This is a genomic window from Bradyrhizobium sp. AZCC 2289, assembly GCF_036924615.1.
Lineage (GTDB): Bacteria > Pseudomonadota > Alphaproteobacteria > Rhizobiales > Xanthobacteraceae > Bradyrhizobium.
In genome coordinates, this window is record NZ_JAZHRY010000001.1 from 9690614 (window position 1) to 9703372 (window position 12759).

Consider the following 12759-nt stretch of genomic DNA (forward strand, 5'->3'; position numbering starts at 1 on the left):
ACCATGGCAGTCAGACGACCCACTCTCGATCAATTGCGCAGTGTCGCCGAGGACCTCAGCATGCATATGGGGGAGGAAGAGCTTAAATCCTACGACGCCCTGATGCAGGGAAATTACGCTGCCTATGACATTATTGATGCTATGCCGGATTACGTCCCGGCCGTGACCTATCCGCGAACGCCCGGCTATCGTCCGGAAGGCGAGGAGAACAAGTACAACGCCTGGTACGTCAAGAGCACGGTCAAGGGCGCGGCAAGCGGCAAGCTCGCCGGCAAGATGGTCGCGCTGAAGGACAATGTCAGCCTGGCCGGCGTGCCCATGATGAACGGCGCCTCGACGCTCGAAGGCTACGTGCCCGATGTGGACGCCACCATCGTCACGCGCATCCTCGACGCCGGCGGCACGATCCTCGGCAAGACGCATTGCGAGTATTTCTGTTTCTCCGGCGGCAGCCACACCAATTCGACCGGTCCGGTCCATAATCCCCACAAGATGGGTTATTCGGCCGGCGGCTCTTCTTCGGGCAGCGGTGTCGTGGTCGCGCTCGGCGAGGCCGATATGGCGATTGGCGGCGACCAGGGCGGATCGATCCGTATCCCCTCGTCGTTCTGCGGCATCTACGGCATGAAGGGAACGCACGGTCTCGTTCCCTATACCGGGGTGATGCCGATCGAAATCACGCTCGATCACACCGGGCCGATGACCCGCAATGTCGGCGACAACGCGCTTCTGCTCGAGGTGCTGGCGGGCGCCGACGGCCTCGATCCCAGGCAGATCGCTCCCAAGGTCGCCAACTACACGCAAGCGCTCGACGGCGGCGTCAAGGGGCTGCGGATCGGCATCGTCAAGGAAGGTTTCGGACTTCCGGTTTCCGAGCGCGATGTCGATGCCAAGGTCATGGCGGGCGCCGCGTTTTTCAGGAAACTCGGTGCCACCGTCGACGAGATATCGGTGCCGATGCATCTTTTGGGCCCCGCGATCTGGCTGCCGATCGCCGCGGAAGGCGGCACCGAGTTCATGATGAAGGGCAACGCCATGGGGACCAACTGGCGCGGTCTCTACAATACGACGCTGCTTGATGCCCATTCCGCCTGGCACCGTCGCGCCGACGAACTGTCCGACAGCCTCAAGATCACCATGCTGCTTGGTCAATATTTCACCAAGCACTATCGGGGGCATTTTTACGCCAAGGCGCAGAACCTCAACCGCAAACTGCGGGCCGCCTACGATACGGCGCTCGACAGCTACGATCTGCTGCTGATGCCGACCTTGCCGATGAAGGCAACGCCGCTGCCGCCGCCCGATGCGCCGCGCGATCTCTATATCCGGCGCGCCTTTGAGATGGTTCCCAATACGGCGCCGTTCAACGCGACTGGACATCCGGCGATGACCATTCCCTGCGGCATGAGCGACGGGCTGCCGATCGGGCTGATGCTGATCGGCAAGTATTACGACGAGTCGGTGATCTATCGGGCTGCGGCGGCGTTCGAGGACGCAGGCGACTGGACCGAGATGTAAGACAGCGAAGCGGCCGGTTCGCGCAAGGGCAGGCCGCCCCATCGTCACAACGGAGGCCAAGATGGATCTCGGATTGAAGGGTAAGAACGTGCTGGTGACCGGGGGAAGCAAGGGCATCGGCCTGGCGGTCGCCGAACTGTTTGCCGCCGAAGGCGCCAATGTCGCCATTTGCGCGCGTAATGCCGCGGAGGTCGGCAAGGTGGTGAAGGATCTGGCGACGAAGGGAGGCAAGTCATGGGGTGAGGCGATCGATGTCGCCGACCCGGCTGCGCTCAAGCAATGGGTCGAGGGCGCGGCCGGCGAACTCGGCGGCATCGACGCGATCGTTTGTAACGTCAGCGCGCTCGCGGTCGGCGATACGGCCGAAACCTGGGAGAAGTCGTTTCGCACCGATATGATGCATACGGTCAACTCCGTGGCGGCGGCGGTTCCCTATCTGGAGAAATCCAAATCCGCCTCGATCGTGATCCTCTCCAGCGTCTCGGGCTTCGAGATTGATTTCGCTGCGGGATCCTATGGCGCCTTCAAGGCGGCACTGATCCATTACGCCAAAGGGCTCAGCAGCCAGCTGATCGGCAAGGGCATCCGCGTCAACACGGTATCGCCGGGCAATACCTATTTCGAGGGCGGCATCTGGCAGGATATCGAGCGCGGCATGCCCAATCTCTACAAGACGGCGATGTCGCTGAACCCGACCGGGCGCATGGGCACGCCGCTGGAAGTCGCCGCCGGTGTCGTGTTTCTGGCAAGCCCGGTGGCGAGCCGGATCTCCGGCACCAACCTCGTGATCGATGGCGCGCTCACCAAGGCGGTCTGACGATTCGAGCGGAATTTTCAAGGATCGCCCGAACATGGTCGATAGCTGGCGCAGCCGACCGCCACCTCGCAGCAAAAACGGATGGATCGCAGATGAATAGCAAGATTGGGCGCCGCGACTTTCTCGGCACACTGGCGCTGGCGGGAGCAGCCGCGGCGGCGCAGCGAACCAATTTGATCGATTCCGCCGAAGCCGCCGCGAACCCGAGCGACGGCATCACCTCGGCGTCGGCCAGTGACCTCGCTGCGGCCATTCGATCGAAGAAATTGAGATCCAGGGATGTCGTTGAGGCGCATCTGGAGCGGATCGCCACGGTCAATCCAAAACTCAATGCCGTCGTTCAGCTGACCGCCGAGGCGGCGCGGAAAGCGGCCGATGAAGCCGACGCGGCGCTCGCCCGCGGCGACATCAAAGGCCCGCTGCATGGCGTTCCCATCACCATCAAGGATACGCTGGAAACCGCCGGTGTCATCTGCACCGGCGGCACCAAGGGCCGAGCCAATTTCGTCCCCAAGGCCGACGCCACCGCGGTGGCGCGGCTGCGCGCCGCGGGCGGCATTATCCTCGGCAAGACCAATGTGCCCGAACTCGCCGGCGCGGCCGAGACCGACAATCTGGTCTATGGGCGGACCAATAATCCCTACGATCTCACCCGCACGCCGGGCGGCAGCAGCGGCGGCGAGGCGGCGATCATTGCCGCCGGCGGTTCGCCGCTCGGGCTCGGCACCGACGCCGGAGGCAGCATCCGCATCCCTGCGCATTATTGCGGGCTCGCGGCGATCAAGCCGACCGCGGGCCGGGTTCCGCGGACCGGGCAATTTCCGCTGCCGTTGGGCGCGCGCAATCCGGTGTTTCACGTCAGTCTGATCGCGCGAAAGGTTCAAGATCTGGCCCTGGCGTTGCCGATCATCGCCGGTCCCGATTTCCGCGATCACTCGATCGTCGGCATGCCGCTCGGAGATCCGGCCAAAGTGGCGTTGCGCGATTTGAAAGTGGCCTATTTCGACGACGATGGCGTCGCCACCCCGACCAGGGAAATCGCAGCCGCGGTCCGCGACGCCGCCAAGGCGTTCGCGGATGCAGGGGTTAAGGTCGAAGAAAACCGGCCTCCCGACGTGGCAAAGCCTGGCGCCGTCTATCTCGACATCAGCCGCGGCGACGGCGGCGCCGGCACCCGGGCGTTCCTGAAGAGCATCGGGACCGACCAGATCTCGCCGCTGTTCGAGCGGGCGCTGACGGTTGCCGTGGCGCCGGCGATGCCCAACACCACGGAGGCGCTGGGCGCGTTCGCCAGATGGGATCTGTTTCGCAATTCGATGCTGCGCTTCATCGAAAACTACGACGCATTGCTGTCGCCGGTCATGCCATATCCGGCATTGCCGCATGGCACCAGCTTCGACGACGATCGGCGGATCGGGTTCGGTTACACGCAGATGCACAACCTGACCGGCTGGCCTACCGCAACCGTACGCATCGGCACCTCGCCGGAAGGGCTGCCGATCGGCGTCCAGGTTGCTGCCCGGCCGTGGCGGGAGGACGTGGCGCTGGCGCTGGTGCAGCATCTCGAACAAACCTTTGGCGGCTGGAAAATGCCGCAGCCGATCTGAACCGGCGCGGCCCGCCGGTCGGTCCGATCGGACGGTATCGCCATCATTGTCGGCCGGATGGCTCCGTCCGGCAGGATGAATCCCACCATGCGGAGCTACGAAAAAATAGATCGACGATGACTGCTTACCAAAAGCTCGTCCGATCGCTTTCAGCGACTCTCCGCGCTTCCAGCGATCCCATAACTCCGTTTTCTCCGCCGCAGTAAACTCTCTAATGCTGGAGCGGGTCTGCAACCAGGCCACGATCACGGAGCAGCCGGCGACGACGGTGCAGCTACCAAGCTACGAAGTAAGTAGCCCGGACGATCGAGATGTTTCGGCCGAAGATGCAAGGGCAGCCGATAGCCTCGGACCCATGATGTCCGTGATCGCCGCCTCCGACAGCGTGTCGTTGCAGGCTTAGGCCAGGCCGCCGACGCGCTACCAGCGATCAGCAGCGCGAGGCAATTGCACGGCGCGAGGCGAGGCATTGACGGCCATCGCGCGGACCTTCGCTGTGTCGCACACCACGATCAGCCGGCTCTGACGGGCTTGCGCCGCCGACATCGAGCGGCCGATTTCTAAACGGACCCTGTACTGGCACCGACCACCGACCTATTAAACCGGGACTCTAAAACTCCGTGACTGCTCGTCACCAAAGGGCTGCCTACCATCTGGCCCAGTTCGACACGCAAACCAGGTTCCACCGGGTTGGGGCTCCCCGCGCGGCAGCGGATCGGCGATATTTCGTTGTTGCTCGCCGTCTAGTCGCAGCGGCGCTCACGGCGCGTGATCCTGCGGCCGTCGTCCCGTTCAATCGTGGTAGTCTCCATGCGGCAGCGCTGTCGTGGGTCGACGGTGACACCGCCTCGACCGACGCCAACAGTGGCGTTGGAATCATACCCCCGACGTTCCCCATAGTAGCCGGGGTCGCGGTCGTCGAGGTGCCGCCCGGTCTGCATATCGACTTGGGCCATCTTGACGCCTTCGGCCTTGGCCGGAGTGACGAGCGGGGCAGTCGTCAGCACCACTGCGGCTGCCGCCACGGCAAGAGTGATCTTCATCATATGGAGACCCTCCTTGGGCTTGATTTAGAGGTGCAACGGGCACCGACACGGAGAGTTCCACCGGGCCAATCGAGGGAGGACGGGAGTAGCGCGGCGTAACGTATGCGGCACGCGGGCTACAATACTCCGCTTGGGCGGCGTCGTGCTTTCCGGTCTCAGCCCGAGACGTTGATGGAAATCAATGCGCCGAACAATCCGAGTTATACCGTTGGTATGGCATTATCCGAGCGGCGAACCTTCGCGGCGGAGCGTTCCGGTTGTGTCTGGAATCCGGGGACGCCTCCGGACCCCACCACGCGCATTTCCGCTTGAAACAGACGGCGCAGGGCACGTATCTGGATGGTGCGCAACTGGGGATGCGGTCGGGGCGTGTTGGAAGGGTTGATTACCGAGCTAAGGCCGACCAAGTGGGAATGGCGGGTCTGTGACCGCTACGGGACCGTATGGGCGGGGTTTGAAAGCATGCGACCAGCAGCCAAGTACAGGGGCAACTGGGCGCTATTTCTCCGGTTGCCTACCCGCTGGGCTCGGTGATCGCGGGTACAGCGAGTCGCCGGCCGCATGAGGTCGCAAACGGCCCTAGCGTTCGCCTCATAGCCGGCGCAGCTTTCCGCCTAGACACCCTCCCCAAACGCCTGCGCCTGTTTCGGATACAACCAATGCCAACCGCGAAGCGCCATGCGTTAACGATCATCCGTGCATTCGATGAGGCTCAGTCTGAGCTTGTCGGCAAGGCCGTGATCCTCACCGATGGCAAGGCCGGTACGGTAGAGAACGTTTGGCTCGACGAGGTGCACGGTCTGCGAATTTCGATCACGGGCCATGATGGCAAGTGGCCCGTCTCGACCATCAAATTTACACAGGGGTAGGCCGTTTTCCCGGATCATATTTCCAGCCGCCAATTCCGGTGATAGCATTCCCTTCGCGGCGTATCCCCTGTTTGGAAACCTGACAGAATGGGATTGCACGAATGAGGATCATCGCCCTGTTATTTGCCTTCGTGTTGACCGGATGCGCTGGCGACCGGCTGAGAGCCGAAGCGAAGCCAACCGCTGTCGCCCTGAGCGCCCCGCCCATGGCCGCTACGTTCGAGAACCATGAAGGCAAGGGCGTCCAGATAGTTGGGGAAGCAAGGCCCGCGCGGTGGCGATTGGCGACCAATTAGAAAAAACCCCGCCCAGAGAGGACAGTCCCCGGCGAGGTTTCTCTCTTAGTGCGCCCCACTGAGAATAGGTGCGCAGGGGAGTATGTGCCTTGCACCTTACAGGAAACTGACGCGTAGTTTACGAGGCCCCCAAATATCGCAGCGTCGCTAGCAATGGTGTCCAACAAGTTAAGGAGGGCGGCCCGGCACGGTCGCGGTTGAAAGAGGCCGCCAACTGAGGTGGCCTCGATAATCATTGCGATAGATAATTGAGAAGCGCCGTCCCGAAGATCAGCAGGTGAGTGCAAAGCGTACCCAATCTGCCAAAGCGGCGATGCTTCTCGGCAGTCCAATCCCGATGATCGCAGAGTGAGCATTCCATGCTCATCTTCTAACAGTTCCGTCCGGCAAGATCAGAAACACCGGCTTTCCCTGCTTACGCGCAAATCGAACAGTCGACCACGTTCCAGAACGTAATTGTTCTTCTGGCTCTGCCGGCGCGGCGATCAGCGACGCGGTCTCGCGCACAATATCCTTGTTACGATCGAGATATGGCCTCTCGGGCCGCATCATGTGCCGGCGTACTTCCCGCCAAGCTCGCTCAGAGTAGTTCGTCGGCGGATGCAGGATGATCCCGTAACCGCACTCGACGGCGATGTCATGAGCTTCTGAATCCGCTCCGATGCAATCGCGATGATGAAATTCGCCGGCACCGCCGTCGAGAAGATTTCGCAGCGCCGATTTCTGTTCGGGAGTCATACCCTGTCGAGTGCCGGTAAAGCCGAAGCTGATCATCGATCACCCTCCAAAACTCATCGCCGAATTCCATCAGTGGCCTGGGCCGCATAGATGTGTCCACGTTGGATAAAGCTACCATCAGGATCGTGACTGTCGAACGTCTCGCCGCACTGGCACATCATCAGCGAACTCGGTTTTGCGACGGCAGCTTCTCGCCGGCTTTCCACATCGCATATTTTCGAGCCGTCCAATCCCGCTGATCGCGCCAAGCCTGGAAATCGGTCTCTGTCCGGTTGGCGAGAAACACTTGCCACGCCTGTTCAAAGTCGGCTCGGGCTTGGTTGGAGCCCTGGACCTTGGCCGGCTCCCGCGCTGGCTTCGGCTCGCGCGCCTTCATGGAACGTCGCCAGGCGAACCATACAGCATTGGGATGATTCGGCTGGCGGCGCTGAGCATCGTTGAGGTCAGCTCGCCAGGCTTCGACGGTTCCCAGGTTTTCCAAGCAGAGTAGGGCGCGGTAGCGCTCCTGGTTGGTGATCCCGTCGAGTTTGCTCTCCGCCAGCCATGCGCCTATGGCGCGGTCGTAGCGGGTGCCGACCGGCTTGTTTGTCTTCGCGATCTGCAAGCAGGCGGCGCGGCCGATGAGGAGAGCGCGGCCGACCGCGAGCCAGTCCTGCCACGTCGAACGCTCGCGATCTAGAAGGCGCGTCCAGGCTTCACGTCCGGCGGTGACGGCGTTGTCACTCATTGCCAATGCCCTGCAGGACGCACGCCCACCCGGCCGACGTCGCACGGATGCGCGCCGTGCTCCGTGAACGGCTGCGGGGGTATGCCAACCTGGTAATGTCGGCGGCCGACGAGGCCGCAGGCCAATGACGGACTTCCAGACCAGGATGCGCCAGTTTCGTCTTGCCCCGCGCAATGACGGTGTCGCCGCGCGGAAGGAAGACCTCGCCGCGATCAATGACTTTGTCACGGCCCGTAATGGCTTCGTAACAGTCGCTACCCGGTGCGCGAGAAGTGGCGATCGAATGCTTGCCTGGCTCGACCTTGCCGGCGGAGTTGCGGGAACGGTTCGGCTACAACGTCACCACGGACGGCGAGGGCGAACGCATCCTGGCCGGTGCAGTCATCGAGCGGTTTGCGCGCCGCGCCGATGGCGAGCTTGAGAGGGTGACGGAAGGCAGCAGCCGGCCGGTAACGCACAGCGTGACGCACGCCGGGATCGTCTGGGTGCAGCGGTATGGCTTCGAGATACCGTGAAGGTGTGAGGAAATCCTCACTTAAAACTGTTACGGCAACGGAGAATTATTTTCAACGCACGGTGATCATCGCGCCGTCGTTGTAGACGGCTGAGTCCAGCATCCAGATCGAAAATATATTTCGCATCACGTCTCATTTTCGGACTTCCTTTTGAGCCTGCGCGACCTGATCATCTTCCTGTCAACAAATGGGAGAAGCGTCCCGATGATCAATGTCCTGCTCAACGGCAAGAAACTGTTCCACGCGGACCTTGTCGTCAACGATCTCGCTCGCATCGACGTGGAAACGAACGCCATGGCGAAGGACCTTGGTGTGACCCCGCTTGATCTGTGGCATTCAGTGCTGGGTCAGATCAGCAAAAACGGTCACCGTTGGTCGACACGATCCAAGGAAGTGGAGATGATGGTCGTGAGTTGGGGATTGCTGAAGCCGCCATCAACAGACCCTGCTCTTTCCGGTGCATACGGTGACTATCTCGACATGTGGGACTTCGACTTCGACATCGAGGTCAATCCGGAGACCCACGAGGTGGTTGCGTTCGACGTCGCACACCGGCTTGGGAAAGGGGTGAGGGTGCTGTCGTGAGCGACGCCAGCGAGATACTGAACAATCCAGATCACACAGCAACCCACGAAGCCGGTCATGCCGTGATCGCGCGGGTGCTTACGCTCGCCTGTGGCAGCGCATCCGTTGTACGGGACATTGACGAGGGACACGCCGGCCACAGCATCACCGAAGATCCATTTCAATGCGTCAGAGAATGGGAGAAGCGCGGCAAGGTCCGCTTCATCGATGACGCCGTCTGGCACGCACGGATCATTGCCCTCATGGCCGGTGCCGAGGCCGAGGTCGTCTTGCTCCAATCGACGGAGGGGGGCGACGGTGACGACCGATACCAGATCGAACCAATGGCAGAGAAACTCGAAGGCGGGAGCTCGCGCCATGACGCGGATGCTCGTGCGCCGTCATCGGTTGCTGATCGAACGACATGCGGCGGCGCTGCTCGAACAAAAAACTTTGAGACGCGAGGAGCTGGACAACCTCGTCGGTCGGAGCGTCGACGACGTTAAAGTCAATGCGCCGTTCCTGTTGATGATGCGACCGGGGTGACACACACGACATGCCGGTTCGATGCCCGCAGCACTGGCCCGCCCATACGAGCCCGTTGTGGCCTTCGGAGCGAGGTGATCTGCCTCGGTCACAAGTCCTCGCGCAGTCCCTTGAAAAACGGGTGCCGGACTTTCCCCTCGGCCGACTTTGCACGGTACTCGATCTCCGCCAGCAGCTCCGGCTCGACCCAGATTGCCTTGTGCGCGATCTTCTTCGCAAAGGGCTGGGTCTTACGGATCAGCGGCGTCAGACGCTTGCGCAGATCGGCGACGGATATCTTGTCGAAGCCGTGGTCGACCTTGCCGGCGTAGACCAGGTCCTTACCCTTGCGGCGGCCGACATAGATGCCATCCCATTTGCTGCCGTCGAGCGCGAACCCGGCGTTGCCGGCAGCGTTGCGCGAGCTGGGTTATGACCTGACCGAGATCGGCGAGACCGAGCGCATCCTGGCCGGCGCTGTTGTCGAGAGGTTCAAGAATGGCGAGCTTGAGCCGCTGATCGAAGGGTCGACCAAGCCGGTCGCACAGATCGTGACGCATGCGGGCATCTGCAAAACCGCACGGTATGTTTTTATCTTTCCCTGAACGACATGCTCTGAGCTTGCGCACACCGTAGTATTACCGGAACACCAATCGGAGCCGAATCAGCGAAGCTACATCCGGGGCTGGCTGGAAAGCACCGTGTACCATGTTGACAATTGGCATTGGGATCGCTGCAGCCTTCGTCTTGGTATTTGGGGGAGTGACAGCAAGCTGCACTCGTTGTCGCGACGGCTGGAGTAGTCGCAGCAGAGGACGTGGCACATGCTCCTGGCATGGAGGCATGGACGACTGAGCGCAAACAGACTTGTGCGGCGTTGTTCTTCCGCCCGTTGAGCGGGGCGGGAGAAGGTTTTCCTCCTTGCATAACGTGGGGAACGGCGTCGCAATCCCTTGCGCTTGGGGCCCATCCGCGCCACCTTGCGGTCCCCCCGGGGAATTTGATCAAGTTGCGCCGGGGACCAAACATGAAAAAGCCGAGCGTTCCCTCCACAGGTGCTCGGCTCCTTCGTGTCCCTTTAACCCTGTGAGAGCCTAAGAGGACAGTAATATTGTACGACCGAGAATCACCCTGATCAATGGGTGATTCGCACGTCATCCACTATGGGCTCCTGCTAACGGAGACCACACTTGAGTATTACGCAATTTACCTTCGAGCAGGCCATCGATGTCTGGATGCGACATTTCAGCGGCCAGTATCAGCACGAGATCGCGGCGGCGTATGTGATCAACGTTCGCGCCGTCAATCATGTGTTGAAGGAAAAGACCCACGTCGGCAGCAGGCAAGTCGCCGAGGCAAGGTTCAGCAAGTCAGCGTAAAAGTCGAAAGGAGCGGGCGGCCTCACGCCGCCCGTTTTCCCAAGCGTTGATCTCGATCATCGAACGATCCGATAGGCCTTGGCCCGCTTGCTGCGCGGCGTGTTCGCAGGGTCCGGCTTGCCGTGGTTCAACGCCCGCATCATCGCGATCTGCGCCAGCATGACGATGCCGCCGCGATCGGCGGCGTCGATCAGCATCTGCATCGCGAGTTGCCAGTGTTCTTGCGCGGACGTCTTCGCCGGCAAAGCCAAGATGTAATTGGCGGCATCCTTGAGCGTGACGAGCTGGCCACCGCCGGGCAGGGGGATCGGGTCGTCAAACCAGCGTTGCCAGCCGGTGTCCGGTCTCACTGGCCCCGGCCAGCCGGTTCTACGGTCGGCAGCCCGGCCAAACGGACCGGTGCACGGGATGCCCGCCCGGTGTTGCCCTCGTACCGTTCAGCTAGGTCCAGCAATCGCTTCTTGGTAAAGGGATCAGCCCTTTCGGCAATCGATCGCACGGCTTGCGCGCGTTCCCGTAAAAATTCGTCGTTCATAATTCACCCACGCAACAAAAACGGACCAGGAAAGGCCTGTTATTGCCTAGGGGAGAGCCGGCGGGTCAACTACCCTTGGGAGGCTTTTGTGCCGCCTCCGGCGCGTCAATCTTTGACCGGTAATCGATTGCGAGCTTGACGCTGTAAATTCCGAAAAAGATCGAGGCCGCCAGACATGTCGCTATGACTGCCCAATCGAGCCTTCCCAGTTCCTTGAAGACTTCGCTGCCCCGACGCATTTCAACCGAGGCTGCCCGATTCGCGACAGTCCGGCCAACTCTGGGAAACTGCGTATCTCCGGCGAGCTATTCCCTCGGGAGTGCGCTCTGGCAGTGGTACTCGGGCTGCCCAGTCCGGCGACGTTCCTGCTCGCGGGTACTGGCCTGTTTCGATCCTCAGTGGCCTAATTTGAAAACCGCAGTGGCTTATTTTGGAACCGAGCCCGGATAAAGCCAAAAAGTTCCAGTGGGATGACGACGGCTCAACTGAGGTCAATTGCCATGTGGTCATCACCCCGAGAACAATATCGGAAGCAGAAATCTAACGCCAAGAGCAGGGGCATTCTCTTTCGCCTGACTTTCGATCAATGGTGGGCGATATGGAAAGAAAGTGGCATGTATGAACGCCGTGGCCGTGGCCGACGCGGGTTCGTGATGCATCGGTTTGGTGACTCTGGGCCATACGAGGTTGGCAACGTTGAAATAATTTCAGCCAGTGACAACTTTAGAGAAGCGATGGAAGCGCATTATATTGGGGAGAGAAATTATCTGTGAGGCCGCCTCAGTTGGCGGCCTCTATCCTACGCGAACAGCTCCGCGCCAGCCTGGGTGAACCGCACGAAGGTCCCGGACTCATGCAGCCACAGCCAGCCCTTGGCGATGGCGAGATCGAGGCCGGCTTTGTACTCGGCGGGGCTGCCGCCTTCCCGGAGGAAGGGCAGGTTGATCTTCTCGATGTGGATACGGCCGTCCTGCACCGGCTCAAAAACGTTGGCCAGCTCCATGAGCTTGCGGGCGGCGAAGCCGGGATCGGCGAGGGGGCGGTCGGCGACGAACTTCATGCTGCAATCTCAGCTCGATGAGGACGTTGCTTCCTGTGCCGAAGCTACTGACGGGAAAGAGCCGGACACGCCTGCTGCAGGAAAGGACGACTGACTATTGCTTTTTAGGCTCTTTCCAATCGTGGGCCGGTGCAGCCCACGTCCACTGCACATCCTTTTGCCTCTCCCAGCCGTACTTATTTCCGTTCCGTATATGAACGATCAGACAGCCGATCCAAGCCAGAGCAAAGAAAAGCGAAAGCACCCACACAGGAGCTGTGTCGACTTGCGGCCAAGCTAAAAGGACATCAGGGCTGCTCCAACGATTAACCGTCCAGAACCACACGAGGCTCGTGAAGCTGCCTGCACCACAAATGAGTGACTTAAGTGCTTCACTGCCCGCTACGCCAAGCGCTGCAAACATAATAGCCGACGGGACCAAGAACATCTGACATGCAGAGATCAGTTCTGGTTTCATGTGATCCTCCTCGCGTAACGGCAACGCTCTTCAGCGCGTCGGCATGCGGTTCAACATGGTGGCCCCAATCGGTGCAACCTCGTCGTCCTAAAGCTACTAGTTGCCG

Annotated in this window: 15 protein-coding genes and 1 pseudogene; 9 read left to right on the forward strand and 7 right to left on the reverse strand. The window is 61.1% G+C overall.

Going from position 1 to position 12759, the window contains the following annotated elements:
- The first annotated feature begins 3 nt into the window (after window positions 1-3).
- The 3 genes from V1289_RS45540 (at window position 4) to V1289_RS45550 (ending at window position 3942) form a co-directional block, all read left to right on the forward strand.
- Window positions 4-1518, forward strand: coding sequence for an amidase (locus V1289_RS45540; protein WP_334406056.1), 1515 nt, complete (start codon window positions 4-6; stop codon window positions 1516-1518).
- 61 nt (window positions 1519-1579) lie between these two features.
- Complete coding sequence (locus V1289_RS45545) at window positions 1580-2335, forward strand: SDR family NAD(P)-dependent oxidoreductase (RefSeq protein WP_334406057.1); 756 nt, start codon at window positions 1580-1582, stop codon at window positions 2333-2335.
- 92 nt (window positions 2336-2427) lie between these two features.
- Entirely contained in the window at window positions 2428-3942 is a 1515-nt protein-coding gene (locus tag V1289_RS45550; protein ID WP_334406058.1) for an amidase, read from the forward strand.
- Between the two features lie 743 nt (window positions 3943-4685).
- Here V1289_RS45550 and V1289_RS45555 read toward each other — a convergent pair.
- Window positions 4686-4988 (reverse strand): hypothetical protein, encoded by a 303-nt coding sequence (locus V1289_RS45555; protein WP_334406059.1) that lies wholly within the window; start codon window positions 4986-4988, stop codon window positions 4686-4688.
- Between the two features lie 659 nt (window positions 4989-5647).
- On the opposite strand from V1289_RS45555, the gene V1289_RS45560 reads away from it, so the two are divergent.
- A complete protein-coding gene (locus V1289_RS45560) occupies window positions 5648-5857 on the forward strand; it encodes a PRC-barrel domain-containing protein (protein WP_334406060.1) in 210 nt (69 codons plus the stop codon).
- A gap of 659 nt (window positions 5858-6516) precedes the next feature.
- Here the strand turns inward: V1289_RS45560 and V1289_RS45565 are convergent.
- Together V1289_RS45565 and V1289_RS45570 are read right to left on the reverse strand one after the other, a co-directional pair.
- Window positions 6517-6927, reverse strand: coding sequence for a hypothetical protein (locus V1289_RS45565; protein WP_334406061.1), 411 nt, complete (start codon window positions 6925-6927; stop codon window positions 6517-6519).
- A gap of 124 nt (window positions 6928-7051) precedes the next feature.
- Window positions 7052-7495, reverse strand: coding sequence for a hypothetical protein (locus V1289_RS45570; RefSeq protein ID WP_334406062.1), 444 nt, complete (start codon window positions 7493-7495; stop codon window positions 7052-7054).
- Window positions 7496-7905: 410 nt separating this feature from the next.
- On the opposite strand from V1289_RS45570, the gene V1289_RS45575 reads away from it, so the two are divergent.
- The 3 genes from V1289_RS45575 to V1289_RS45585 all read left to right on the forward strand — a co-directional run bounded on the left by V1289_RS45575 (window position 7906) and on the right by V1289_RS45585 (window position 9243).
- Window positions 7906-8133: a hypothetical protein gene (locus V1289_RS45575; RefSeq protein ID WP_334406063.1), complete on the forward strand. Its 228-nt coding sequence runs from the start codon at window positions 7906-7908 to the stop codon at window positions 8131-8133.
- 204 nt (window positions 8134-8337) lie between these two features.
- Complete coding sequence (locus V1289_RS45580; RefSeq protein ID WP_334406064.1) at window positions 8338-8718, forward strand: hypothetical protein; 381 nt, start codon at window positions 8338-8340, stop codon at window positions 8716-8718.
- 357 nt (window positions 8719-9075) lie between these two features.
- Window positions 9076-9243: a hypothetical protein gene (locus V1289_RS45585; protein WP_334406065.1), complete on the forward strand. Its 168-nt coding sequence runs from the start codon at window positions 9076-9078 to the stop codon at window positions 9241-9243.
- 88 nt (window positions 9244-9331) lie between these two features.
- Here V1289_RS45585 and V1289_RS45590 read toward each other — a convergent pair.
- A pseudogene (locus V1289_RS45590) lies at window positions 9332-9625 on the reverse strand (ATP dependent DNA ligase); the annotation flags it as partial.
- Between V1289_RS45590 and V1289_RS45595 the strand changes: the two are divergent.
- Both V1289_RS45595 and V1289_RS45600 read left to right on the forward strand, forming a co-directional pair.
- Window positions 9600-9827 (forward strand): hypothetical protein, encoded by a 228-nt coding sequence (locus tag V1289_RS45595; protein WP_334406066.1) that lies wholly within the window; start codon window positions 9600-9602, stop codon window positions 9825-9827. The pseudogene V1289_RS45590 and the gene V1289_RS45595 sit on opposite strands and share 26 nt — an antisense overlap.
- Window positions 9828-10412: 585 nt before the next feature.
- On the forward strand, window positions 10413-10601 hold the full coding sequence (locus tag V1289_RS45600) for a hypothetical protein (RefSeq protein ID WP_334406067.1): 189 nt from the start codon (window positions 10413-10415) through the stop codon (window positions 10599-10601).
- A gap of 56 nt (window positions 10602-10657) precedes the next feature.
- Here V1289_RS45600 and V1289_RS45605 read toward each other — a convergent pair whose 3' ends face one another.
- The 3 genes from V1289_RS45605 to V1289_RS45615 form a co-directional block, all read right to left on the reverse strand.
- Window positions 10658-10951 carry a hypothetical protein gene (locus V1289_RS45605; protein ID WP_334406068.1) on the reverse strand — a complete coding sequence of 98 codons (294 nt, stop codon included), beginning with the start codon at window positions 10949-10951 and terminating at the stop codon, window positions 10658-10660.
- 984 nt (window positions 10952-11935) lie between these two features.
- The gene (locus V1289_RS45610; protein WP_334406069.1) at window positions 11936-12196 is read right to left on the reverse strand and encodes a hypothetical protein; all 261 of its coding nucleotides are present in this window, start codon (window positions 12194-12196) and stop codon (window positions 11936-11938) included.
- A gap of 94 nt (window positions 12197-12290) precedes the next feature.
- Window positions 12291-12653 (reverse strand): hypothetical protein, encoded by a 363-nt coding sequence (locus V1289_RS45615; protein WP_334406070.1) that lies wholly within the window; start codon window positions 12651-12653, stop codon window positions 12291-12293.
- Between the last annotated feature and the right edge of the window lie 106 nt (window positions 12654-12759).

What these genes read in the sequence shown, in the direction of transcription:
- V1289_RS45540 (WP_334406056.1), top strand. Translation starts at nt 4, where the DNA reads ATGGCAGTCAGACGACCCACTCTCGATCAATTGCGCAGTGTCGCCGAG.
- V1289_RS45545 (WP_334406057.1), top strand. Translation starts at nt 1,580, where the DNA reads ATGGATCTCGGATTGAAGGGTAAGAACGTGCTGGTGACCGGGGGAAGC.
- V1289_RS45550 (WP_334406058.1), top strand. Translation starts at nt 2,428, where the DNA reads ATGAATAGCAAGATTGGGCGCCGCGACTTTCTCGGCACACTGGCGCTG.
- V1289_RS45555 (WP_334406059.1), bottom strand. Translation starts at nt 4,988, where the DNA reads ATGATGAAGATCACTCTTGCCGTGGCGGCAGCCGCAGTGGTGCTGACG.
- V1289_RS45560 (WP_334406060.1), top strand. Translation starts at nt 5,648, where the DNA reads ATGCCAACCGCGAAGCGCCATGCGTTAACGATCATCCGTGCATTCGAT.
- V1289_RS45565 (WP_334406061.1), bottom strand. Translation starts at nt 6,927, where the DNA reads ATGATCAGCTTCGGCTTTACCGGCACTCGACAGGGTATGACTCCCGAA.
- V1289_RS45580 (WP_334406064.1), top strand. Translation starts at nt 8,338, where the DNA reads ATGATCAATGTCCTGCTCAACGGCAAGAAACTGTTCCACGCGGACCTT.
- V1289_RS45585 (WP_334406065.1), top strand. Translation starts at nt 9,076, where the DNA reads ATGACGCGGATGCTCGTGCGCCGTCATCGGTTGCTGATCGAACGACAT.
- V1289_RS45610 (WP_334406069.1), bottom strand. Translation starts at nt 12,196, where the DNA reads ATGAAGTTCGTCGCCGACCGCCCCCTCGCCGATCCCGGCTTCGCCGCC.
- V1289_RS45615 (WP_334406070.1), bottom strand. Translation starts at nt 12,653, where the DNA reads ATGAAACCAGAACTGATCTCTGCATGTCAGATGTTCTTGGTCCCGTCG.